Here is a 22,168-nt window from a genome sequence, read left to right as displayed (position 1 = left end):
TCGCCTTTCAACAGCCTTGGACTTAGACAACCCATGATAGATGGCAACGTATAGGTTGGCCGTCTTGACATGCCGAAAACCAGCTACAAAGCCCCCCATTAATTCGCTCCTGTGTTGGGTAAAGGCCTGCTCGGCCAGCGGTCGTCGTGAGGAGTGTTAGCCTACTTCCGTTTAGCCTTGGAGGTGCTGGCGGTTTTAGGTCTTCGCGTCAGTTTGCTGGACATTTCTAATTATCCGTTTTTGGGCCCCGGGCTAAGTAGCTTGGGCCCCTCCCCCAGCTACCGCAGGAGGGGGAGGAAGCCGGGTCCGCAATTATGTCCAGCGGGCTGCCTTGGAATGACTTGGGGTTTTGGCTGTGGTGTTCCGCGGTCTGCATTTCGGAGTTGGCATCTACCGGATTTGCGGCACGAGGGGATCTGGCCCTTATTCTGCCGGAAGGTTCGTGTTGTGCCGCGAGCGGGTATCGCCTAAATGAGGGAGATAGGTACTGTAAGCGGACTGGCCTGGGGTCAGTTGGGGACGGCGGTCGTCACCTGCTGGCTATCCGTATCGTTCGACAAAGGCCTGCTTTTGTGCTTGATAATCGGGGTGCGCTTTGGCCTCTTCCCATTTGGCTTTGAAGATGCGGGCGGATTCGGCTTTAACGGGATCCTCGGGGCCGCGCTCGTGCTGCGCTCTCCCGTGGGCGCCGCTCTGTCCCTTTTTGTCTTCCGGTACGGGGCCGCGATATTTCTTCCCGCCGGGGTAGTTGGCGTAGCGTCGCGAGCGGGTGTAACCCATCTGGAGAAATTTGCGGGCCATGTCCGCGCCCACGAAGTCATTGGCGGCCAGGTAGTCGATAAAGCGGGTGAAAATCTTGTCGGACGATTCCCGGGCAGTGGCGGGATCCTTGAAGCGCCAGTGGGGGAGGATTTCCGACTTATAGGGTTCGACGAGCAGTACACCCTGTTCGCCGCGACCAATTGCGTAGAGGTCGGGCCGCTTGCGCAGATCGAGGTTCGCGTAGTCCAGGGAATAGTCGAATTTTCGCATATTTTCGTCCTTTCTGCCCCTTACTGGTCAAGGACCGACGGTAACATTCTCTTTGCACCAATTTGCCGCCTCGGGCGTTAGTAGGGTACTATGAATAAGCCGGGCCGGGTTGCCGGATGTTCACCCGGTCGACACAATCGACACGCGATGCACTATTCCTTATTGCCCCTGTTATTGCTGCTCTGTACGACACTTTCCGCGCAGGATGACGTGGCGATATATCTGACCAATCCTTCCTTCGAAGACATTCCCCGCGTAAGCGAGCCTCCCCGCGGCTGGACGGATTGCGGTTTTCCGGGAGAATCCGCCGTGGACGTGCAGCCGGAGCCCCACCGCGAATTCGACGTTTTCAAAACCGCCTTCCACCAGAATACCTACCTCGGCATGGTCGTCCGCGACAACGATACCTACGAAAGGGTAAGCCAGCAGATGAGCAACCCCATGGTGGCCGGCCAGTGCTACGAATTGCGGGTTCACCTGGCCAAATCCGACGTGTACCGGTCGCAGAGCCGGCTCACGGATGCCCAGGTGAACTACGATACACCCGCCAAATTGCAGATCCGGGGCGGATTCGGCAACTGCGACCTGGGCGCCATTATCGGTAAGAGCCCCCTCATCGATAACGTCGACTGGCAGGAGTACACCTTTAAACTGGAGCCCGAGGAGGATTATACCCACATCGTGCTGGAAGCATACTACAATACGCCCATTCTGTTTCCCTACAATGGAAACGTACTGGTCGATAACATTCAGCCCCTTACCCCCGTAGCCTGCGACCTTACCGACGAAGCCCCTACCCCCGAGATAATCACGGGAACGCAACCGGAGAAAACCACCGAACCATCACTGACGCGCGCCGCCCGAAAGCCTTCTAGTCGGCCTTCCGCGGCACCGTCAAAACCGGCCGGCCCCACCGTGAAGCTCGGTCAAACCGAAGGTCAGCTTCGCGTGGGCCAGGTTTTCGCCATCGAAGACATCAAGTTCAAGGCCAACAGCGCCGAGCTGGAACGGGAAAGCGAGGAAGCCCTCGCCGAGATCGCCAATTTCCTGCGGGCCAACGCCGATGTTGTCGTTGAAATCGGCGGGCACGCCAGCTACCGGGCCGGCCCCGTCTTCGCCGAACGCATCAGCGAGGCCCGGGCGGTCACGGTGATCGAGTACCTGAGCGACCTGAACGTGGGGGGCACACGCATGACCCCCCGCGGTTACGGCCGCAACCGACCGGTGTGTATCGAGGATACGCCGGAATGCAACGAGCGCAACCAGCGCGTCGAGGTGAAGATCGTCCGGATGCGGGAAAGCCGGTAGCGGTACGCCCGGTTACGACTATTCCCCCCACGAGCCGCGATCCAGGCTACGGAAATTAATGGCCTCGGCCAGGTGGGCCGGACTAATGTCCGCCTCCCCCTCCAGATCGGCCACGGTACGGGCCACCTTCAGAATGCGATCGTAGGCCCTCGCGCTGAGTTGTAATTTTTCCATGGCCGTCTGTAGCAGTTTGCCGCCCGCGGTTCCGGGCCGACAGTGTTCCCGTACCAACCGGCTCGGCATCTGGGCGTTGCAGTACACGCCCCGGTGGTCGGCGAACCGCTGCTCCTGAATACTCCGGGCGGCCTGTACGCGCCGAGCGATGGCTTCGCTCTTTTCCGTTGGACGGGTCGGCCTGGAGGTCAGCTCCTTGAGGGGGACGGGGGTCACCTCCACGTGTAGGTCGATCCGGTCCAGCAGCGGCCCACTGATGCGGTTCAGGTACCGTTTGACTACGCCGGGGCCGCAGTTGCATTCCTTGTCGGGGTGGTTGAAGTACCCACAGGGGCAGGGATTCATACTGGCAATCAGCATGAAACTGGAGGGAAATTCAACCGTGATCCGGGCCCGGCTGATGACGATGCGCCGTTCCTCCATGGGCTGCCGCATGACTTCCAGCGCGCTTCGTTTGAATTCGGGTAATTCGTCGAGGAACAGCACGCCATTGTGCGACAAGCTAATTTCGCCCGGGCAGGGAAAGCTCCCTCCACCCACCAGTGCTACGTCGCTAATGGTATGGTGCGGGGCCCGAAACGGCCGGTTGGTGATCAACGCGGCCTGCTTCGGGAGGATCCCGGCAACCGAATGGATTTTCGTGGTTTCGAGTGCTTCCCGCAAACTGATGGGCGGCAGGATGGTCGGCAACCGGCGGGCCAACATGGTCTTCCCCGCGCCGGGCGGACCGACCAGGATGACGTTGTGCCCCCCGGCGGCGGCAATGGTGAGGGCCCGCTTGATATTCTCCTGGCCGCGAACGTCGCTGAAGTCGACGTCGAAGGACATCCGATCGCGGAAAAACTCCGCCCGGGTATCTACCTGGGTTGGCTCCAGTGGCTGCTGACCGGAAATGAATTCCGCCGCTTCCCGCAAGGTGGTCACGCCGTAGACCTCGATACCGTCGACGATAGCCGCCTCCCGGGCATTTTCCTGGGGCAGCAGCATGCCTTTGTAGCCGAGCTGGCGGGCCTTGATGGCGATGGGCAGGGCACCCTTGATGGGCCGTACCTGACCGCCCAGCGAGAGCTCCCCCATCATCAGGTAGTCGGTAACATTGGCGGTGGTGATCTGGGAAGTAGCCCGCAGGTAGGCCACCGCGATGGGCAGGTCGTAAGCCGCTCCTTCTTTGCGTACGTCCGCCGGGGCGAGGTTGATCACGGTACGCAGCCGAAGATTTCGGTAGCCACTGTTACGCAGGGCCGTTTCCACCCGGTAACTACCCTCCCGTATCGCGTTGTCGGGCAAGCCGATCACGTTGTACCAGGGCTTGTTTTCCGGTACGGGGCCTCCGGCGTTCACCTCCACGATAATCGACTGTGCATCCACTCCCTGGACCGCACTTGCAAAAGTTTTAATCAGCATGCGCTACGTGTTGCAGCGCCTACCATCCGGCTACAATTATAACACAAATTTTATCGTTAATTATAAATAACCCACAATTTATTTAATTTCGTGCATGGGGAAGCCGTTAACGGAACGCTTCATTCAGCAGTCCGTGGCTGAGAAGTTGAACAAGGAATATTACCGCCGTCGCACCGCTTACGTCAGCACCGAAGCCTACACCAACCTGAAGCGGGCCGATGTGCTGTTGGCCTTCATGCGCGCGCCTAAACGCCCGTACGTAGTGGTCGTGGAAGCCAAGAGCCGGTCGACGATACGGCAGCTGCGACTGCGTAAACCGCAGGGTGGCGGCGCGGGCCGGTTGCTCCGGCTGCTGGTAACGGTAACGCTGGCGGCAGGTATCGCCTACGCGGGCTACCGGCGTCAGCTGGACGGCCCCTACCTGTTGGCGCTCTTTGCCGGAGCCGGGGCTCTGCTGTTTTGGGCGATCGGGCGGGTAAGCGTCCGACTGCTGCGCGCCGTACCCGCTATCCGTCAGTTAGCCCAATATCCGGCCAACGAAAGCTGGCTCGCGATGGGAAAGCAGACGTTTCCGGATGCCGGCAGCCTTACCGTGTTGCGCAAACAATGCCGGAAAAACGGCGTAGGACTGATCCTGGTTGACGACCGGGGCCGGCTCACCTTTCCGGAAATACCGCGGCCCCGCCATACCTTTAATGATTACCTGAGCCGCTACGGCCGCAGGTCCGAAATACTGGCCACCATCGATCATCATCCCAATTACGGTCCTACCCCACCCGAACGCCGGCAGAACCGGCGGCGATTGCTCTACTTCCTGGTGTTGCTGGTCATCACCGCCGGCCTCATCCTGCTCGTCTACGAAGGGGAGCCTGGTAAAACGACCGAGCCGGCACCCCCTCCCGCCGCCTCCACGCCGGAAGGGGTCGATATCGACGGAGAGACTGCCGACTTCGATCGTGTTTCGGACCGTGACCCCGTTGCTCCCGCGCCCGCCGCACTTGACATTTGCCCCCCGGTTCACCCGAACCGGCCCACCTTCGTGGTCGTGGACGGTGAGTTTACTCCCGATGAGGTGCAGGTCCGGCTCACCCAATTGCTGGCCGCCGGCCTGCGCGGTCACGACGTCCTACCCGCCGCCTGCCTGGAACGGGGTGACCCGGAAGCCTCCGTCATTACTACGGGCGAGGACTTTGCCTCCCCCGAACTGGCGGATGCGGCGGCCTTGCGCTACCGTAGCCTCCTGGAATCGCTCGGCGTGCCGGTGGAAAACAGCGAAGTACGGCAACTAACGGGTCAGTAATAGATTATTAATTTCCAAATATGCAGGGGGTAATAATATTTACTCCGCCGATGCGGTTCTAGGAACGCATTATTGATTTTTTAATCTACCTGATCCTGCGGCACGCCTAGTGTGTCTGACTTTCAGCGCTTTTGGTAACTCAAGGGTGTCATTTGACGCACTTGACTATCCGTAATGATCTCCTTTACTGCTGCTCCCGGCCCTCGAACGTACCTCGTTCGGGTAGCCTACGTCATGCCAAACGCCAAAACCCACGCATTCATGAAACGCCCGTTTTGCCTCTTCGTCCTTTGGTGGTACACCATTACGCTTTCCGCCAACAACATCTTCGTGGATAACCTGGCCGTCTATGACAATCTCGGCGATCCCGGGTTCGCTACGGTAAAATTCGACCTCCGGTGGGAAAATTCCTGGCGGGTCACTACCGCTCCCGGCAACTACGATGCGGCCTGGGTTTTCGCCAAATACCGGGTGGGAGGAGGCGAGTGGCGGCACGTTCGTTTCTCCGCCGCGACGGCTATCCCCAGCGGTGCCAGCGTGGACGTATTCGACGACGTAGGTGTCATGGTGTACGCCTCCGGGGAGATGACCGGACCGGCCGACTATCCCGGAATCGAACTGGGGTGGGACCTTGGCGTAGATGCCATCGCGTGGAGTACGGACATAGAGATCAGGGTATTTGCCATCGAAATGACCTACGTTCCCGCCGGCGCCTTTTACCTGGGCACCGGCCTGACAAACGGCAGCGAGGTAGATGAATTCTACCAAGCCAACAACGGCAAACCCTACCACGTCAGGAACGCGGGTGAAATCATCGTGAGCAGCAAAGGCAACCGGTTATGGTACACGGATGTGGGGAATCGCGGGGCGGATTTCGGCGGCCCGATACCGGCGGACTACCCCAACGGCTACGATGCCTTCTACCTGATGAAGTACGAAACCTCCCAGCAGCAGTGGGTCGACTTCTTTAATACGCTCTCGCCGGCCCATCGCCTGCTTCACGACGTGACTGCCGCTGATGGCAAGGATTCGGACACCGAACACTTCCACAACGGCGTGGTGTACGATCCGGCCTCAGGCGCCGACGCCTACACGACCCTGCCCGAAACCGCGGCCGGTTACACCTCCATGCTGGATATGATGGCCTACTTCGACTGGTCGGGCCTGCGGCCGCTTACGGAACTGGAGTTCGAAAAGGCCGCCCGCGGGCCCCTCTATCCGATGGGGGATGAATTCGCCTGGGGCAATCCCAACGTAGCGAACGCGCGCTACGCCATCCTGAACTTCGGTTTGCCAAATGAGAAGGTGGCCGCTTATACACTAACCAAGCTCGGGGTTAACGGCAATGCAACGTACCTGGATACCAACCCCTCCGACCGGGCAGAAAAGGGTCCGCTCCGCTGCGGGGTGTACGCCGGCAGTGTGTCCGAGATTTCCGCTTCCGACCGCGTGTCGGCCGGTGCGGGCTACTACGGCAACATGGAACTTTCCGGCAACCAGTGGGAAGGGGTCGTCACCATCGTGGACGACACCGGCCGCGCCTTCACGAATACCCACGGCGACGGTAGCCTCAGCGCGGATGGTTTTGCTAACGTACCAACCTGGCCGACGGACGTTGACGGGGTCGGCATCCGGGGCGGACGTAGTGACAACGCCCAGGGCCTCATGCGCATATCCGATCGCTCCTACTCCAAAGTCGTCACCTCGAACAATGCCTCCCGGTACTACTGGCTACAGTGGCGCGGCGTCCGTGGCCTGTAACCTTATAGCCTAAAGCAACCCTCCCATGCAACGTATTCCCCGTCTTTTCCCATTTTTACGGGTTCCTTTCCTTATGGCCGGCCTTTGTGCTTCTTTCCTGCTGTCAGCGCAGTACCGCGGCGGCGGCGGTGACGGGGCCATCGTAGCCAGCGCATCGAGCGCCGTTGCTCCCCTGGACCTCCTGGATTTCTCGGCCCGGCCGGAAGGCGCCTTCGTCCGGCTGAATTGGCGAACCGCCAACGAACGGCAAACCAGGCAGTTCACCGTGGAGCGATCGCCCGATGGACGCTCGTTCACCCCCATTGGGACGGTAGCAGCGGCCGGTAACTCAGTGGACCGTGAACTGCACTATACCTTCCGTGACTCCCGGTCGCCCGAAGCCAAATCATACTACCGCTTGCTGATGGAAGATACCGACGGCCGTTTTCGGTATTCGGACGTGGTTACGGTACAGCTTTCGGCAACCTCCGCCACGGTGGACATTTACCCCAATCCGAACGCGGGCAGCAGCCTCCACCTGGCGTTGCCCGGTGCATATGCCGGCCAGGGATTCAATGTGGAAATAATCGATGCTACGGGAAGGCAACTGCTATTCCGCCAAACGATCCATCCGGAAGCCGGCCCCGCCCGGATCGACTTTCCCAATCGGTTAGCCGCCGGTAGTTACCTGGTCCGCGTCCACTCCGCCCGCCAGATCCTGCCGGCCCGCATACTCATCGTTACCGAGTAGCCGTTTTTAGCGTGCAACGGCGGTTGACGCTGTCTTATGCACCGCCCGACCCTCCGAGTGCCAAAGGATACCCGTCGGCTGTAATCCAGAAGAACAACCGGGAAGTACAACGACAGCCATCTCACCGCAGGCGCTGGGATTTCAGCTAGCGGACTTCCACTACCAACTCGATCTCGCAGGCCATATTCCGGGGCAAGGAGCCCATCCCAACGGCCGCACGGGCGTGTTTCCCCCGCTCGCCGAAGACTTCCACCATCAGGTCGCTGAAGCCATTGATCACTTCCGGGTGCTGGGTGAAATCGCCGGTGGCGTTCACCATGCCGGTCACCTTGACGATCCGTACGACCCGGTTCAGGTCGCCCAATTCCTGCCGCAGGACGCCGAGCTGGGTGATGCCGACGAGCCGTGCGGCGGCGTAGCCTTCCTCGACGCTCAGGTCCGCCCCCACTTTTCCGGTCACGTAACCGGCCTCCGTTTGCGGCCCCTTCCCCGCCAGGAAAAGCAGGTTGCCGGCGCGTACGGCGTTTACGTAATTAGCGATCGGTGCGGAGGGGGCGGGCGGATCGATGTCCAGTTCCCGGAGCCGTTCCTCTACGTCGTAGTCGTAGAGTGCAACTTCGGCCTGGGCGTTTCGTTGCGCCGGAGCGCAGGTGCACAGGCTAATGCCAAGGAGAAAATAGATCGTCGTTCGAAGCATGGTACAACTTACGTCGCCCAGTCGTAATCTCCCCCCCTATCTAAGTCCGGCGTACCTACCGACGACCGAATCGCTAATAGGATAGTGTAAAAAAGGAACTAAGATTGGGAAAAAAGTGATTTCACCGATCTTCTCCCCAACTATCGGGGGTGCTTCTTGTTAGCGCTCATTGCCATTTCGAACGGCTTCTGCCGTGTGCCCCATACCCCCCATCGCCTGTCGGTTTTCGCTTTCTTCCGAACGGGCGTACTCCATAGCCTATGAAAACTGTATTTCTGTTCTCCATCCTTGTTTGGCTGGGTCTCTCGATCGGTTCCTGCGCCGAGGGCTCGGAACCGCAGGCGGCCGGCGCGACCGAAGCGGCCCGGGTTTCGGTGACCACCGTCCCGACGCGGACCGTAGTCGCTTACAACAGCTATCCCGCCCGCATTACCGGCGTCGTCACCAGCGAGGTACGTGCCAAGATTCCCGGTTACATCACCGACGTGCTCGTTGACGAAGGCGACCACGTCCGCAAGGGCCAGTTGCTCTTCCGGCTGGAAACCCAGGCCCTAAACCAGGAGGAAGCCGCCGCCAAAGCCAACGTCAACGCCGCCCAGGTGGAGGTGAGTAAGTTGGAGCCACTGGTAGCGAAGAACATCATCAGCGAGGTACAACTCGAAACCGCCCGGGCCCGCCTTCAGCAGGCCCAGAGCGGGTTGGACGGCGTAGCCGCCAATATTAACTACGGCCGCATCACCAGCCCGATCGACGGCTTCCTGGGCCGCATCGGCCTGCGCACCGGCGCCCTGGTAAGCCCCAGCGGTACGGAGCCCCTGACCACCGTTTCCGACATCAGCCGGGTATACGCCTACTTCTCCGTTACGGAGCGGCAATACCTCGATTTCATGCAGGCCGCCGAGGGAGAAACGATCGAGGAAAAGATCAAGGACCTACCGAAGGTGCAACTGGAACTCAGCAACGGCACCCTGTACGAGCAGGAGGGCCGCGTGGAAGCCGTCATCTCCCGCGTGAATGCACAGACCGGCACCATCCAGGTGCGCGCCGTCTTCGACAACCCCGCCCGACTGCTCAACGACGGCAACAGCGGTACCATCCGCATTCCCCAAACCTATACGGACGCCATAGTGGTCCCCCAGACGGCCACCTTCGACCAGCAGGGTACGACCTACGTATTACGCGTCCAACCCGACAGCACCACCCTGGCCGCGCCCCTGGAAATTTTGACGCAGGTAGACAACCTCTACGTGGTGGCCTCGGGCCTGAGCGCCGGCGACCGGATCGTTGCCACCGGCGTCAACAAACTGCGGGGAGGCGCCCGCATTCAGCCCGTTCCGGTAGCTTTTGATACGATCGCCCAGCCTTTACCTACCGTTTTCCGCTAGGCGGACTTTCAACCCCCAGCCATGTTAGAAACCTTCATCAACCGTCCGGTACTGTCGACGGTGATCTCCATCATTATCGTGATCCTCGGATTACTGGGGCTCAGCCAGTTGCCGATCACCCAGTATCCCGACATCGCTCCGCCGACCATCACGGTCAGTGCCAGCTACCCCGGAGCCAGCGCCGAAACCATTCTGGAAAGCGTCATCATCCCCCTGGAAGAGCAGATCAACGGGGTGGAGGGCATGACCTACCTCACCTCCACCGCCACCAATAGCGGAACGGCCTCGATCACCGTCTTTTTCGACCAGAATGTGGACCAGGACATCGCCGCCGTCAACGTGCAGAACCGGGTCTCTCGGGCCAATCCCCTGCTGCCCCAGGCGGTTGTCCAGACCGGCGTCACGGTAACGAAGCAGCAATCCAGTGCGCTGATGTTCATCTCCTTCCTGAGTCGGAACCCGGATTACGACGACATCTTCCTTAACAACTACCTCAAGATTAACGTCATTCCCGAGATCCAGCGGATCGACGGCGTGGGGGACGTCAACGTTTTCGGATCGCGGGACTACGCCATGCGCATCTGGTTACAACCCGATAAGCTGGCGGCCTACAACCTCATCCCGAGCGACGTCACCGCCGCCCTGCAGGAACAGAGCCTGGAGGCCGCCGCGGGGGCCCTGGGTGACAACAATGGCGAAGCCTTCAGCTACACCATCAAGTACAGCGGCCGCTTTAAGACCGAGGAGGAGTACCGCGATATCATCATCAAGGCGCTGGGCGAAGGGGAATACCTGCGGCTCGGCGACGTGGCCGAGATCGAGCTCGGTGCCCAATCCTACGTGGGTACGTCCAGCGTGAGCGGCAATCCGGCCGTGAACATGGGCGTCTACCAGATCAAGGGGTCCAACGCCCGCGACATCATCACCGAAATCGAAGCGCGGCTGGCGGAGCTCACGCCGAACTTCCCGGAAGGTATCGAGGTCAACATTCCCTACAACACGAATAACTTCCTGAACGCCTCCATCGAGAAAGTGGTCCACACCCTGATCGAGGCCTTCATCCTGGTTTTCATCGTGGTGTTCATCTTCCTGCAGGACTTCCGCTCCACGCTGATCCCGGCCATCGCGGTACCGGTGTCGATCATCGGCACTTTCTTCTTCCTGAACCTCTTCGGCTACTCCATTAACCTCCTCACCCTGTTCGCCCTCGTGCTGGCAATCGGTATCGTGGTCGACGACGCCATCGTGGTGGTCGAGGCCGTCCACGCCAAAATCGACGAGGGGGAAAACGATCCGAAGCGGGCGACGCTGGACGCCATGCACGAAATCTCCGGGGCGATCATCTCGATCACGCTGGTCATGGCGGCGGTGTTCATCCCGGTCACCTTCGTGCAGGGGCCGACGGGCGTCTTTTACCAGCAATTCGGGGTCACGCTGATCGTCGCCATCATCATTTCGGCGGTGAACGCCCTGACGCTGAGCCCGGCCTTATGCGCCCTATTTCTCAAGGGCCACGAGGAGGGACAGGGGCGGAACCGCTTCTTCCGTGCTTTCAACCGGGGCTTCGACGCCACGGTCCGGCGCTACGGCCGATCCGTCGGTTTCCTGTACCGCCACGGGTGGTTGACCGTGCTTATCCTGTTGCTCGCCGTGGCGGGTATCTGGTGGACGTCCGGCCAGGTCAGGACCGGATTCGTACCGGACGAGGACCGCGGCATCGTATTCGCGAACATCGAGCTACCCGCCGGGTCTTCGATCGACCGGACCCACGCGGTGAATATGGAACTGGCCGACAAGCTGGGCCGAATTCCGGGGGTGGAGCTGGCCTCCATCGTCGAAGGGCGAAGCTTTTTGGGCGGGGCGGGCAGCAACTTCGGTCTCGGCTTCATCCGGCTAGCGGACTGGGACGAGCGGGAAGCGGATTCCCTGTCCATGGAAAGCATCACCGCCCGCATGTTCGCCGCGGCGGCTACCATCCCCGAGGCGAGTATCGTGTTCTTCGCGCCGCCCAGCGTACCCGGCTTCGGCGCCGCGGCGGGGGCGGAGGTGAATTTGCTGGATCGTTCCGGCGGCAGCTTCAGCGAGCTGGACGCGGTGAACCAGGACTTCATGGCCCGCCTCACGGAGCGGCCGGAGATTCTGTACGCCCAGTCGTCCTTCAATACGTCCTACCCCCAGTACGAGCTCAAGCTCAACGCACCACTGGCCAAGGAAATGGGGGTACCGATCAGCAGCATCTTCTCCACCCTGCAGGGATACATCGGCAGCCTGTTCGCGGCGGATTTCTCCCGCTTCGGCAAGCAGTACCGGGTGTACATCCAGTCGCTGCCGGAAGACCGGGCCGAGGTATCCGACCTGGGTAACATGTTCGTCCGTACGGGCAACGGGGAAATGGCTCCCATCACCCAGTTCGTAAGTCTGGAGCGGGCGTACGGCCCCCAGTTCGTTTCCCGCTTCAACCTGTTCAATGCCGCCAAGGTGACGGCCGCTCCGAACCCCGGCTACAGTTCCGGCGACGTGATCGCCGCCGTACAGGAGGTGGCCGCTACCCTGCCCGCCGACTATTCCACCGACTTTTCCGGCCTGACCCGGGAGGAAGTCAACGCCGGTAGTCAGACCACGGTGATCTTCCTGCTGTCGATCGTCTTTGTCTACTTCCTGCTGGCCGCACAGTACGAGAGCTACCTGATTCCCTTCTCGGTGCTCTTGTCCCTCCCGCTCGGCGTGTTGGGGGCCTACGGTACCACCCAGCTGATGGGACTGGAGAACAACATTTACTTCCAGATCGCGCTCATCATGCTGCTCGGTTTGCTGGCTAAGAACGCGATCCTGATCGTGGAATTCGCCCTGCAGCGCCGCCGCCACGGGGAGTCGATCATCGACGCCGCCATCCAGGGGGCGGAGTCGCGGTTGCGCCCCATCCTGATGACGTCCTTCGCCTTCATCCTGGGCCTGATGCCGCTCGTACTGGCCAGCGGCGTCGGGGCGGCCGGTAACCGATCCATCGGTACGGGCGCCGTCGGAGGACTGCTGGTGGGCACTATTCTCGGGGTATTCTTCATCCCGGTGCTATTCGTTTTCTTCCAGTGGATCCAGGAAAAAATCAGCGGTCCGCCCACTCCGCCCGTACCGGCCCCCGCACCTGCGCCGCCGGCGCCCGCTATTGTACATCCTCAAGACCAGTAGGACCATGACCAATTCCCGCAATCCGACCTACCTGCTCCTGTTGAGTATTCCCCTGTTCCTGGCATCCTGCTACTCGGCGCGGGAATACGTGCGCCCCGAGGAGGAGATCGTGACCGCCCGCTACTTCCGCTCGGACAGCCTGAGCCAGGACAGTGCCTCCCTGGCCCTCGTTTCCTGGAAGGAACTTTTCACCGATCCTTACCTTCAGGATTACATCGAGGAAGGGCTCGAGAATAACATCGACATCCGGATCGCTATCCAGCAAATTCGCATTACCGAGACCTACCTGCAGCAGGCGCGGTTGCTGAACCGGCCTACGGTGGACGGCACCCTGCAGTACAGCCGGTCCGAGCTATCGAAAAACAGCCAGTTCGGCGCTCAATTCAGCACCCTGAACCAGTACCAGCTGAGCGGAACGGTCGCCTGGGAAGCCGACGTCTGGGACCGGATCAGCAGCACCCAGCGGGCCCAGCGGGCGCTTTACCTACAATCCGTGGCGGCCCACACCGCGGTGAAGAGCCGGCTGATTGCCAACATCGCCTCGACGTATTTCGATTTGCTGTCGCTGGACGAACAGCGGCGGATCACGGAGCAGACCATCGTGAACCGCCAGAACAGCCTCGAAACGACCCGGGCCCTCAAGGAGGCGGGGAACGTCACGGAGGTAGGTGTCAAGCAAACCGAGGCGCAGATCTTCACGGCCCGTGCCATCCTGATCGATATCAATAACAACATTCATCTGCTGGAAAACGCGCTGTCGTTGTTACTCGGCAGTGATCTGCGGGATTTTCCCCGATCTACTCTGGCGGAGCAGCGAACGACCTCCAAACTGACCACGGGGGTGCCGGCTCAGTTGCTCGCGAACCGGCCGGACGTCATCGCGGCGGAGTACGGGTTGATCAACGCCTTCGAACTGGTGAACGTAGCCCGGGCCGATTTCTATCCCTCGCTTACGCTCTCGGCAACGGTAGGACTGCAGAGTCTTACGCTCGGCAAGTTCCTGGATCCGAGTTCGTTCTTTGCCACCCTGGTCGGGGGAGCCGTCCGCCCCTTGATTGACGGCAGGCGTATCCGTACGCAGTATGCGGTGTCGGAACTGCAGCGGGAGCAGGCGACGCTGGACTTTCGGTCAACCGTACTGACGGCCGCGCGGGAAGTGTCGGATGCCCTCTACACCTACGCGGCCGCCTGTGAGAAAATCGAGGTTAAGGAGCAGGAGCTCGCGGCTTACGACCTGGCAACGGAGTATTCGGAAGAACTACTGGTCAACGGCTACGCGAACTACCTGGAAGTTCTCCGGGCACGGGAAAACACCCTGAATACCAGTCTGGACCTAGTCAACGCGCGAAATACCCGCCTACAGTCGGTGGTCAATCTCTACGAGGCCCTCGGGGGGGGATGGCAGTAAGCCTACTTCAGGGCCTGAGCGCCGGCGGTGGCAACCACGTGGTCGTCCTCGACCGTGCTGCCGGAAACGCCGATGGCGCCGATCACCTCGTCGCCGTGCTTCAGCACCACGCCACCGGGAAAGGTGATGAGTCCACCGTTGCTCAGCTCGATCTGGTAGAGGCTTTCGCCGGGCTGTACGAGGGGGCTGAGGGATTTGGTGTCCATCATGAACCAGGCGGCGGTGCGGGCTTTCTTGATGGCGATATCGACCGAGCCGATCCAGGCGCCGTCCATGCGGGCGAAGGCGACGAGGTTGCTGCCGGAATCCACTACGCAGATGTCCATTTTAGTGTTGATCTCCGCGGCCTTCTTTTTGGCGGCGGCTAGAATGGTTTCGGCTTGTGCGAGAGTAACGTTCATGAAATTGCTTTCCGGCTTAAACCGGAAAGCGGGGGGATGTTTACGGACCGGTACGGTGGTTACTCCGTATCCCAGAACAGGGGCGTGAGCATCGTCACGTCCGGCACGTTCTCGGCGTTGCGGTTCGTCTCGGTATCCGGATAAATGACCCGGAGCGGAAAGGAATTCAGGGCGGCACCGGTGGGGAGCTCGAAATCTTCGTAGGCGTAATCGTAGCGCCGGGCATCGACCCAGGTTTCCGGGCTAAGGAACAGGGCGACGTACTTTTCGCGGAAGAGGTCGTCGAGGGTTACGGCGTCGGTGTCGTACGCTTCGTTGAGGTAGGCTACGGCGGCGGACGAATCGACACCAATTTCTAGCATGCTGGCGGTAACCCCCTCCCGGAAAGCGGTATTAGCCCGGTTCTGGTCGCTAGCGGCCAAAGCGGCTTCGGCCTCGATGAATTTGAGTTCGGCGTAGGTGATGATGTCGAGGGGGGCGTTTTCGGAGGAGAAGTAGCCTTCGGTGACGAGATAGGACTCGGAGGTGGCGGTTCCCGTACCGGCGCGCCCTTCGCCGTTGGGGGTACCGACGTATTCGCCGTCTTCATTTTCGTTGGTGAGCAGCGGCAGGCGCGGATCGACCGTGGCGTATGTCGTGCCGTTGACCGCATCGATGAACTGTTCGGATAGCCAGCCACCGAGCACGAGACCGGCGTTGCTGATGGCGACCTGCGCCCAGGGGTTCCGGATCGCAAAACGGGTGACGGCGGCGTCCTCTTCGTAGCTATCGAAACCGTTTTCCGCAGCGCTGAGGACCGCGGTGGGGTCATACGCACCGGTTTCACTCAGGTGATTGAGGTAGCGCGCCCGCAGGGAATAGGCGGCCTTCGTCCACAGATCCAGGTTACCATTGTAGACAAAATCGCTTCCGGCACCGATTTCGGGCGTATCCGCCGCGGCCGGCATCAGGGCGATCGCCTCTTCCAGGAGGGTGAAGATGGAGGCATAGAGTTCTTCGGCCGTGTCGTAGGTAGGCCGTAGCTCCTCACCCGTGAAGGCGTTGGAGTACGGCGCGCTTCCCCAGTTATCGACGATGAGCCCCAGATTTACCGCCATAAGGATTTTAGCGATGGCGACGTGGCGCAGGAGGCCGTCTTCTTCCCCGAAGCGGATGAGATCGTAGAGATCGGTCATGTCGCCGTAGATGCCATTCCACGCACCGCCGTTGGTGACCTCGTCGTAGATATCGGTGGAACTTCCCTGATTGGGGCTGGCCAGGTACTGCACGAAATAGCTCGAGTGCCCGTTACTAATGGACTGGTGGTTATTCGCCGTTCCGAGGGAGGCGTTAGCTAACAACCCATCCAGTGGCGGGCGGGTGGCCACGTTCGGGTTTTCGTTAATATCGAGGTAATCCGCCCCGCAACCACTGAAGAGTAAGAGCGCGAACACGGTCAGGAAGGTAGAAAGAAGGCTATTCATGGTTGTGGGCTTTTAGAATCCTACGTTCAGCGTGAAGAATACGGTACGTACGCCGGGATAGGTAAAGCCACCGAATCCCGTGTCCGTGTTGCCGTTGCCCCGATTCCCTTCCGGATCGAAACCGCTGTAGGGAGTATCCAACCACAGGTTGTTGCCGGTGACGCGCAGGCTCACGTTGTCGATGAAGAGGTTTTCGAGCAGCGTAGCGGGCAGCTGGTAGCTGATGCTCACGTTCCGCAGGCGGATCCAGTCGGCGTCTTCGACGAAGTTTTCGGTGGAGCCACGGTAGGTATTGCGGTAATAGCCGGCTCCGTAGGCTCTACCATCGGGTCCGGTGCCCTGACCGAGGTAAACGGCCTGGGTATTTGGTTCCCCGTCCGCAGTGACGCCCTCGAAAACAATGGTTTCTTCCCGGTTGAGGGTGTAGGGGGCGATACCAAAGGCGGAGAAGAAGTTACCTTGCTGGTTGTACTTCTGGACGCCCTGGCGGGTATCGATCTGGAAGGAGAACGTCAGCCCTTTGTAAGTAAAATTGTTGATGATGGCTCCGAACCAGTCGGGCTGGGTGTTACCGAGGATCTTCTGAGTAGTTTCGATGACCGGGAATCCGTCGGCGCCGATCAGCATGGGCTGGCTGTAGTCGATGAACAGGTCGTCGTCGTTGGCCCCGTAGCGGGCGTAGCTTCTCCCGTAGATATTACCGTAGGGTTGCCCCTCGATGAGGCGGATGGTGGCCGAAGCACCGGCGTAACCGAAGTGGTCGCCGATGAAGATATCCTCGATACCTTCGTAGATCTCCAGCACCTCGTTCCGGTTACGGGTGTAGTTGAGCGTAACGTCCCAGAGGAAATTTTCGGTAGCTACCGGGCTCCCCTTCAGCATAAGTTCCACACCGCGATTTCGCATTGAACCGGCGTTGAGCACGAAGGAGCTAAAGCCAGTGGTGAGTGACGTAGGCACCGGGATGATCTGGTCGACGCTTTTGGCGTCGTAATAGGTGAAGTCCAGCGACAACCGGTTTTGCAGGAAACGCAGATTAGTACCAATTTCGAAGGTATTGGTCCGCTCCGGTTTCAGGTCGTTGGCGCCCTTTTGGCTACCCCGCGACCAACCCGTAACGCCCTCGATCGGGAAGCCCGTAGGATTGGCGTACACGATACTGGTCCGGTACGGGTCGGTATCCTTTCCGATGCCGGCGTAGCTGGTCCGAATTTTGAAAAAACTTATCGCCGACGGGAGTTCGATCAGTTCGTCCATGATGAGTCCCAGGCTGACGGAGGGATAAAAGAAAGAGCGATTCGCTGCGGGCAGCGTACTCGACCAGTCGTTGCGGCCGGTAACGGTGAGGTAGACGGCATTCCGGTAGTCAAAGGACAGGTCGCCGTACAGCCCCAGCAGCCGGCGGTTGCGCAGGTTACTTTCCGTCTGAATATCGGCCGCGTTGTTCAGGCTGAACAGGTCGTAAATATCCAGGTCGTACCCCGTGGTAGTCACCCGGTCGTAGCTGGAATCGAAGACATCGAAGCCGGCCAGGAACCGCATATTGATATCGGGGAGGACCGTGCTGGTAAATATGCCGTTGATATTGGAGGTCACGTCCCGGCTGCGCATCCGGGTTTCCACCACGAAGCCGTTGCCGTTGGAGAGGTTATCCTCGAAGTTGGGGGCCCCGGGGTAGACGGATCCCCGCCCGTAGTTTTGCCGGAAGTCGCTGTACTGATCCAGGCCGATGGTGTAGTTAAAGGTGAGGGAGGGAAACGGAGCGTAGCTGAAGTTGAGGTTTCCGATGTAGCGGTCTACGTCGTCGATGAATTTATTCGTTGCCTCCCCGTAGATCGGATTGTTGCCAGCCGTACGTCCGGCCTGGTAGCCGATCATGGAGCCGTCCTCGTTGATGTAATCGTTGACGTCGTACTGGGGTGCCCAGTAGGTGAGGCGGGTGCTGAAGCGATCGGCGTTGACGCGGTTACCGCCGCTGCGGATATAGTTCACGCCGCCACCAAAGTTAAATTTTTCGCTGGCCACGTAGTTGGCGTTGATGCGAAAGCTCGTATTCTCGTAGTCGCTAAAGGGGAGCACGCCTTCGTGTTCCAGCCGGCTGATGGAGGTGCGGAAGGTTGCCTTCTCGTCGCCCCCGGAAACGCTCAGCGTATGGCGCCACTGATTGCCCTGCTGGAAAGCATTTTCGTAATTGTTGAACAGATCGTTGGGCCGGGGGAGTCCGTTTTCCTCCGCGTACTGCCGTGCTTCTTCCACGGTGGGTCCCCAGCTGGGCCAGAAGCTGTCCGGGTCATAGACGCCCTCGTAACCCTGGGTGTATACACGTTGGGTTTCCGGGAACTTGTTGACCTCCTCGGTGCCGTAAGTGGTAGAGAAGTCGACGCTGAGTTTGCCCGCCTGTCCGCGCTTGGTGGTGATGATGATGGCTCCGTTGGCCGCGCGCAGCCCGTATAGGGCGGTGGCGGGTCCCCCCTTCAGTACGGTCATGCTTTCCACGTCCTGGGGGTTGATATCGGCGATGCGGTTCGATACGTTACGTTCTGCGCCGCCACCGGCCGTCAGCGTTTCGTTACTTACGGGGATGCCGTCGATCACGAAGAGCGGTTCATTATTGGCCGAGGGGTCGAGGGAGTTGATACCGCGAATGATGATCCGGGCGCCCTGACCCGGGCCACCGCCGGCGCTGGTTACCTGCACGCCGGCCACCTGCCCCTGCAGGCTATTCACCAGGTTGTTCTGCTGGGTGCGTTCGATCTGTTCGCTTTCGATTTCTTCGACGGCATAGCCGAGGGCCTTCCGCTCGCGACTGATGCCGAGGGCGGTGACCACGACCTCGTCGAGTTGGGCACCGGCCACCAGTTCCACATCGATGATCGTCTGGGTACCCACCTCCCGGCTTACCGTGCCGTAACCGGTATAACTGTAAATGAGGGTATTCCCCTCCTGGGTGGTCAGGCTGTAGGTCCCGTCCACGTCGGTCACCGTTCCCGTTCCGGTGCCCTCGATGCGGACACTGACCCCGATCAGCGGCTCGCCGTCATCACCGGTCACGGTACCCGTTACGAGTTGTTGGGCCCATACGCTCGTCGCTAGGAAAAGGACCAGGAGGGACAGGACGCCCCGGATTTTCTGCGGTTTCATACTACTAGGATTGACTACAAAAATCACAATCGTCGCGTGATTGAGTGTGTAATGATAACACCGTCCTAGCGTATTCTCAACCCCAATACTCCACCAAATCAAATATTACCGCCTATCTATTCGGGGTAAGGCAGTCGATCGGTCATCAATAAACCGCACAAAATGCTTCCCTCACCGAACCACGAATCGCCGGGCAACACTCCCCGTTTCATCCTCCAGCAGCAGCGTATACAGCCCGGCAGGATAACCGCTCAGATCGAAAGCGAGCCGATTGTCTCCCGGTCGGATCACGCTGCGGAAACTCCCAAACTGGCGTCCCGTCGCGGTGAGTGTCCGGGCAGAAACCCAGCCCGATTCCCTGCTCCGATAATCGAGAAAAAGCTCCCCGCCACCGTTGGGGTTGGGAAAAGGATGACCGATTTCGACCGTCTCCACTTCCACCCGGACGCTGACGACGTAGCTGAAGGTTTCCCGGCCGCCGTAGTCGACCTGGCGCAGGCGGTAGTGGTTGACCCCGGTCACGGGCGTTTCGTCCGTGAAGCGATATTCCTGGCGGACTTTGGTAGTTGCGGCTCCGGGAACTCGCCCAAGGGGCCGGAACTCCCCCGTTCCGTGGCTCACCTGTACTTCGAAGTAATCGTTGTCGCGTTCCGTAGCGCTTTGCCAGTGCAGGGTAACCACTGCCCCATCCGTCGATGCATCGAAGGCAATAAGGTCCACGGGCAAGGCTGCCGCAAAACTGGCCATCGCTTTCGGCCAACCGATGTTATACATCACCTCACGGGCTTTCCCTACGTCGTGTACCGCCGACCCGAGGGTCAGGGCATAATAGAGCGCCTGCGAGCGATCGCTGAAGTGACTGTAGGAGGTGCCCTGCCGCCAGGTGGAGGGGGTATACAGTTGATAATTTTCCGTTCCGCCGTAAAAGTCGTCGTGATTGCTTTCGTCGAAGAACAGCCCACCACTACCCCCCAGCAGGGTATTGTAGATTTCGGGACCGGGATTAGCCAGGCCAAACAGCGGGGCTCCGTCACTGACCCGGTCGACGAAGAGATCGAAGGCCGTTGCGTAATAGCGGGGCGGCAGATTCCCCAGATAATCGTAAAACCCGACGCATCCGGTTCCGGCGACTCCTTCGCATTCAATGCCGTTTGTTTGGTCGCCATCATCTACCCTAGCACTCCCTGCGAATCCCAGGCCGTGACCCAACTCGTGGACCGCCAGGGTGACGAAGTCAACCTTTGAAGCCGGGGGATTGGCGTCGGTACCGTAGTAGAAATCGTAGTTCTTATTGACAATTACCTGGATATCGGGAAAGTCTTCGTCCGAAAACTCCCTCCCGTACAAGTTTTCCGCCAGCGCCTGGGGAAGCAAAACAATGTCGTCGAGGAAAGGACCTACATAAAATAGCTGTGGATTGGCCGAGCCCAGGGTGCCCGTAGGCATATCCGGAGAATAGCAGGCCTGAATATCGATGCTTTGGTCATTCTGTAGCACGTCGGACCAAATCGACACCGCGTATTCAAAGGCGGCTTTCGCTTCCGCGGGCCAGGCATGGCAGGTATCGCCGTACATCCGGTGGCCATCCTCCCGGTAATCGACCGTATACTGAAGCGCTTTCGGTCGGCTCAGCTTGCGAAACGTGTAGGGCCGTTGGTAAGTCACGTCACTGCGTACGATCGGCAGTTCACAGCCCGCTTGGCGGGAGCTGATATCCAGCGGTAAGGCATGCTGGGACGACAGGGAAGTCGTAAACAAGGTGAGCCCGAAAAGGAGCGTCCGATGGAGGAATTGCACGGTATTCGTGGGCAATTAGGAGCAGCGGCCCATAAAAGGTCGCTCACGTTTACCAAACGCGCTACCGTAGCACGTTAGTGCCGGCCGTGCAGACTTATCGCCCGCAATTGGACTAGCCCGACGAGGAAATCACCCAAGGTTGGCCTTTGTTTTACAGCCGGAACAGCGCGCACTGCCCCATCATGCCGTCGAAGCTCAGGTCGCTGAGCTGCTCCAGCAATTCTCCGCGGGTGGGGGCTACGGCGACCACGGAATTGTTGTACACGGCGAAGTGCCGTTCGCGGACGCCACAGGCTTTCAGGTCCTTCTTAATGGTCCGGGCGCTAATCTTGGAATACATTTGCATGTAAACGTCGTGCAATTCCGGGTAGGCATCCAGAATCTTCTTGATGTCCGGCGCATGCTTATCGCGGGTGGCGGCGGTTCGCAGGTACTGCCGCATTTCCTGTTCGGCGGCCTGGGCGGCCGGGGAGGTCTGCTCTTCCAGGGTCTGGGGGTCGAGGGTTTCGGTTATGCCGCGCACGTCTTTGATCTGTTTAAATTCGTATTCGATGTCCGAGCGGGAGACGCTGCCATTTTCGCATACGGCGGAGGAGGTCATCACGATCGTGTCGTTAAAGGGGATCAGAGCCGCTTCCATATACACCGGAAGCGTATCCTTGACCATTTCGGCCGGGGCCTGGTCCACGCCCACCACGCCGTAAAGGCGATTCTGCTGGAGGAGAACGGCGTACTTTTTGTATTGCTTTACCAGATAAAACCGCCCCTTTTTGTACCCCACGAAGTTCCTTACGGCCTGTTTCTGGTGTTCGGTGAGGTCGTCTCCGGCATCCCGCACGAATCGCTCAATCAGCTCGGGGTCGGAGTAGGCGTCTTCCAACCGTTCGGGTTCGAGTCCGGCGAAGGTCGACAGTCGGTTGTTCAGGTACAAAAATTCCTCGCGCTCCGCGGGACTAAGGTGCATATTCATCAAGATTGGTA

General features: G+C 59.8%; 15 protein-coding genes. 7 read left to right on the top strand and 8 right to left on the bottom strand.

Annotated elements, in window-relative coordinates; all coding sequences use genetic code 11:
• Nucleotides 1–540: 540 nt before the first annotated feature.
• Nucleotides 541–1,032: a DUF4385 domain-containing protein gene (locus CLV84_RS05770; protein ID WP_104418776.1), complete on the bottom strand. Its 492-nt coding sequence runs from the start codon at nt 1,030–1,032 to the stop codon at nt 541–543.
• 147 nt (nt 1,033–1,179) lie between these two features.
• On the opposite strand from CLV84_RS05770, the gene CLV84_RS05765 reads away from it, so the two are divergent.
• The gene (locus CLV84_RS05765; protein ID WP_170067587.1) at nt 1,180–2,340 is read left to right on the top strand and encodes an OmpA family protein; all 1,161 of its coding nucleotides are present in this window, start codon (nt 1,180–1,182) and stop codon (nt 2,338–2,340) included.
• An 18-nt stretch (nt 2,341–2,358) separates the two neighbouring features.
• Here CLV84_RS05765 and CLV84_RS05760 read toward each other — a convergent pair whose 3' ends face one another.
• Entirely contained in the window at nt 2,359–3,918 is a 1,560-nt protein-coding gene (locus CLV84_RS05760; RefSeq protein WP_104418774.1) for a YifB family Mg chelatase-like AAA ATPase, read from the bottom strand.
• Nucleotides 3,919–4,012: 94 nt separating this feature from the next.
• Here CLV84_RS05760 and CLV84_RS05755 point away from each other — a divergent pair, with 94 nt between their 5' ends.
• The 3 genes from CLV84_RS05755 to CLV84_RS05745 all read left to right on the top strand — a co-directional run bounded on the left by CLV84_RS05755 (nt 4,013) and on the right by CLV84_RS05745 (nt 7,709).
• The gene (locus CLV84_RS05755) at nt 4,013–5,218 is read left to right on the top strand and encodes a nucleotidyl cyclase domain-containing protein (RefSeq protein WP_104418773.1); all 1,206 of its coding nucleotides are present in this window, start codon (nt 4,013–4,015) and stop codon (nt 5,216–5,218) included.
• Between the two features lie 261 nt (nt 5,219–5,479).
• Nucleotides 5,480–6,979 carry an SUMF1/EgtB/PvdO family nonheme iron enzyme gene (locus CLV84_RS05750; protein ID WP_170067586.1) on the top strand — a complete coding sequence of 500 codons (1,500 nt, stop codon included), beginning with the start codon at nt 5,480–5,482 and terminating at the stop codon, nt 6,977–6,979.
• Nucleotides 6,980–7,004: 25 nt separating this feature from the next.
• Nucleotides 7,005–7,709: a T9SS type A sorting domain-containing protein gene (locus tag CLV84_RS05745; RefSeq protein ID WP_104418771.1), complete on the top strand. Its 705-nt coding sequence runs from the start codon at nt 7,005–7,007 to the stop codon at nt 7,707–7,709.
• A 145-nt stretch (nt 7,710–7,854) separates the two neighbouring features.
• On the opposite strand, the gene CLV84_RS05740 is transcribed toward CLV84_RS05745, so the two are convergent.
• Entirely contained in the window at nt 7,855–8,406 is a 552-nt protein-coding gene (locus CLV84_RS05740) for a RidA family protein (protein WP_104418770.1), read from the bottom strand.
• Nucleotides 8,407–8,666: 260 nt separating this feature from the next.
• On the opposite strand from CLV84_RS05740, the gene CLV84_RS05735 reads away from it, so the two are divergent.
• From CLV84_RS05735 to CLV84_RS05725, 3 genes are read left to right on the top strand one after another with little or no spacing between them, the layout of a single operon-like run.
• Nucleotides 8,667–9,791 carry an efflux RND transporter periplasmic adaptor subunit gene (locus tag CLV84_RS05735; protein ID WP_104418769.1) on the top strand — a complete coding sequence of 375 codons (1,125 nt, stop codon included), beginning with the start codon at nt 8,667–8,669 and terminating at the stop codon, nt 9,789–9,791.
• 21 nt (nt 9,792–9,812) lie between these two features.
• On the top strand, nt 9,813–12,977 hold the full coding sequence (locus CLV84_RS05730; protein ID WP_104418768.1) for an efflux RND transporter permease subunit: 3,165 nt from the start codon (nt 9,813–9,815) through the stop codon (nt 12,975–12,977).
• 4 nt (nt 12,978–12,981) lie between these two features.
• A complete protein-coding gene (locus CLV84_RS05725; protein ID WP_104418767.1) occupies nt 12,982–14,385 on the top strand; it encodes an efflux transporter outer membrane subunit in 1,404 nt (467 codons plus the stop codon).
• 2 nt (nt 14,386–14,387) lie between these two features.
• Here the strand turns inward: CLV84_RS05725 and CLV84_RS05720 are convergent, their stop codons facing one another.
• From CLV84_RS05720 to CLV84_RS05700, 5 genes are all read right to left on the bottom strand, one after another.
• Nucleotides 14,388–14,786, bottom strand: a complete 399-nt coding sequence (locus CLV84_RS05720) for a GlcG/HbpS family heme-binding protein (protein ID WP_104418766.1) — start codon at nt 14,784–14,786, stop codon at nt 14,388–14,390.
• Between the two features lie 59 nt (nt 14,787–14,845).
• A complete protein-coding gene (locus tag CLV84_RS05715; protein WP_104418765.1) occupies nt 14,846–16,249 on the bottom strand; it encodes a SusD/RagB family nutrient-binding outer membrane lipoprotein in 1,404 nt (467 codons plus the stop codon).
• Nucleotides 16,250–16,261: 12 nt separating this feature from the next.
• Nucleotides 16,262–19,390, bottom strand: coding sequence for a SusC/RagA family TonB-linked outer membrane protein (locus CLV84_RS05710; RefSeq protein ID WP_104418764.1), 3,129 nt, complete (start codon nt 19,388–19,390; stop codon nt 16,262–16,264).
• A 171-nt stretch (nt 19,391–19,561) separates the two neighbouring features.
• Nucleotides 19,562–21,187: a hypothetical protein gene (locus tag CLV84_RS05705; RefSeq protein ID WP_146088728.1), complete on the bottom strand. Its 1,626-nt coding sequence runs from the start codon at nt 21,185–21,187 to the stop codon at nt 19,562–19,564.
• A gap of 151 nt (nt 21,188–21,338) precedes the next feature.
• Nucleotides 21,339–22,151, bottom strand: a complete 813-nt coding sequence (locus CLV84_RS05700; protein WP_104418762.1) for a hypothetical protein — start codon at nt 22,149–22,151, stop codon at nt 21,339–21,341.
• Nucleotides 22,152–22,168 lie beyond the last annotated feature (17 nt).

This window comes from Neolewinella xylanilytica, from assembly GCF_002934605.1.
GTDB classification, from domain to species: Bacteria; Bacteroidota; Bacteroidia; order Chitinophagales; family Saprospiraceae; genus Neolewinella; species Neolewinella xylanilytica.
The sequence above is the reverse complement of the archived record's forward strand: the minus strand, read 5'-3'. Positions and strand labels throughout refer to the sequence as shown.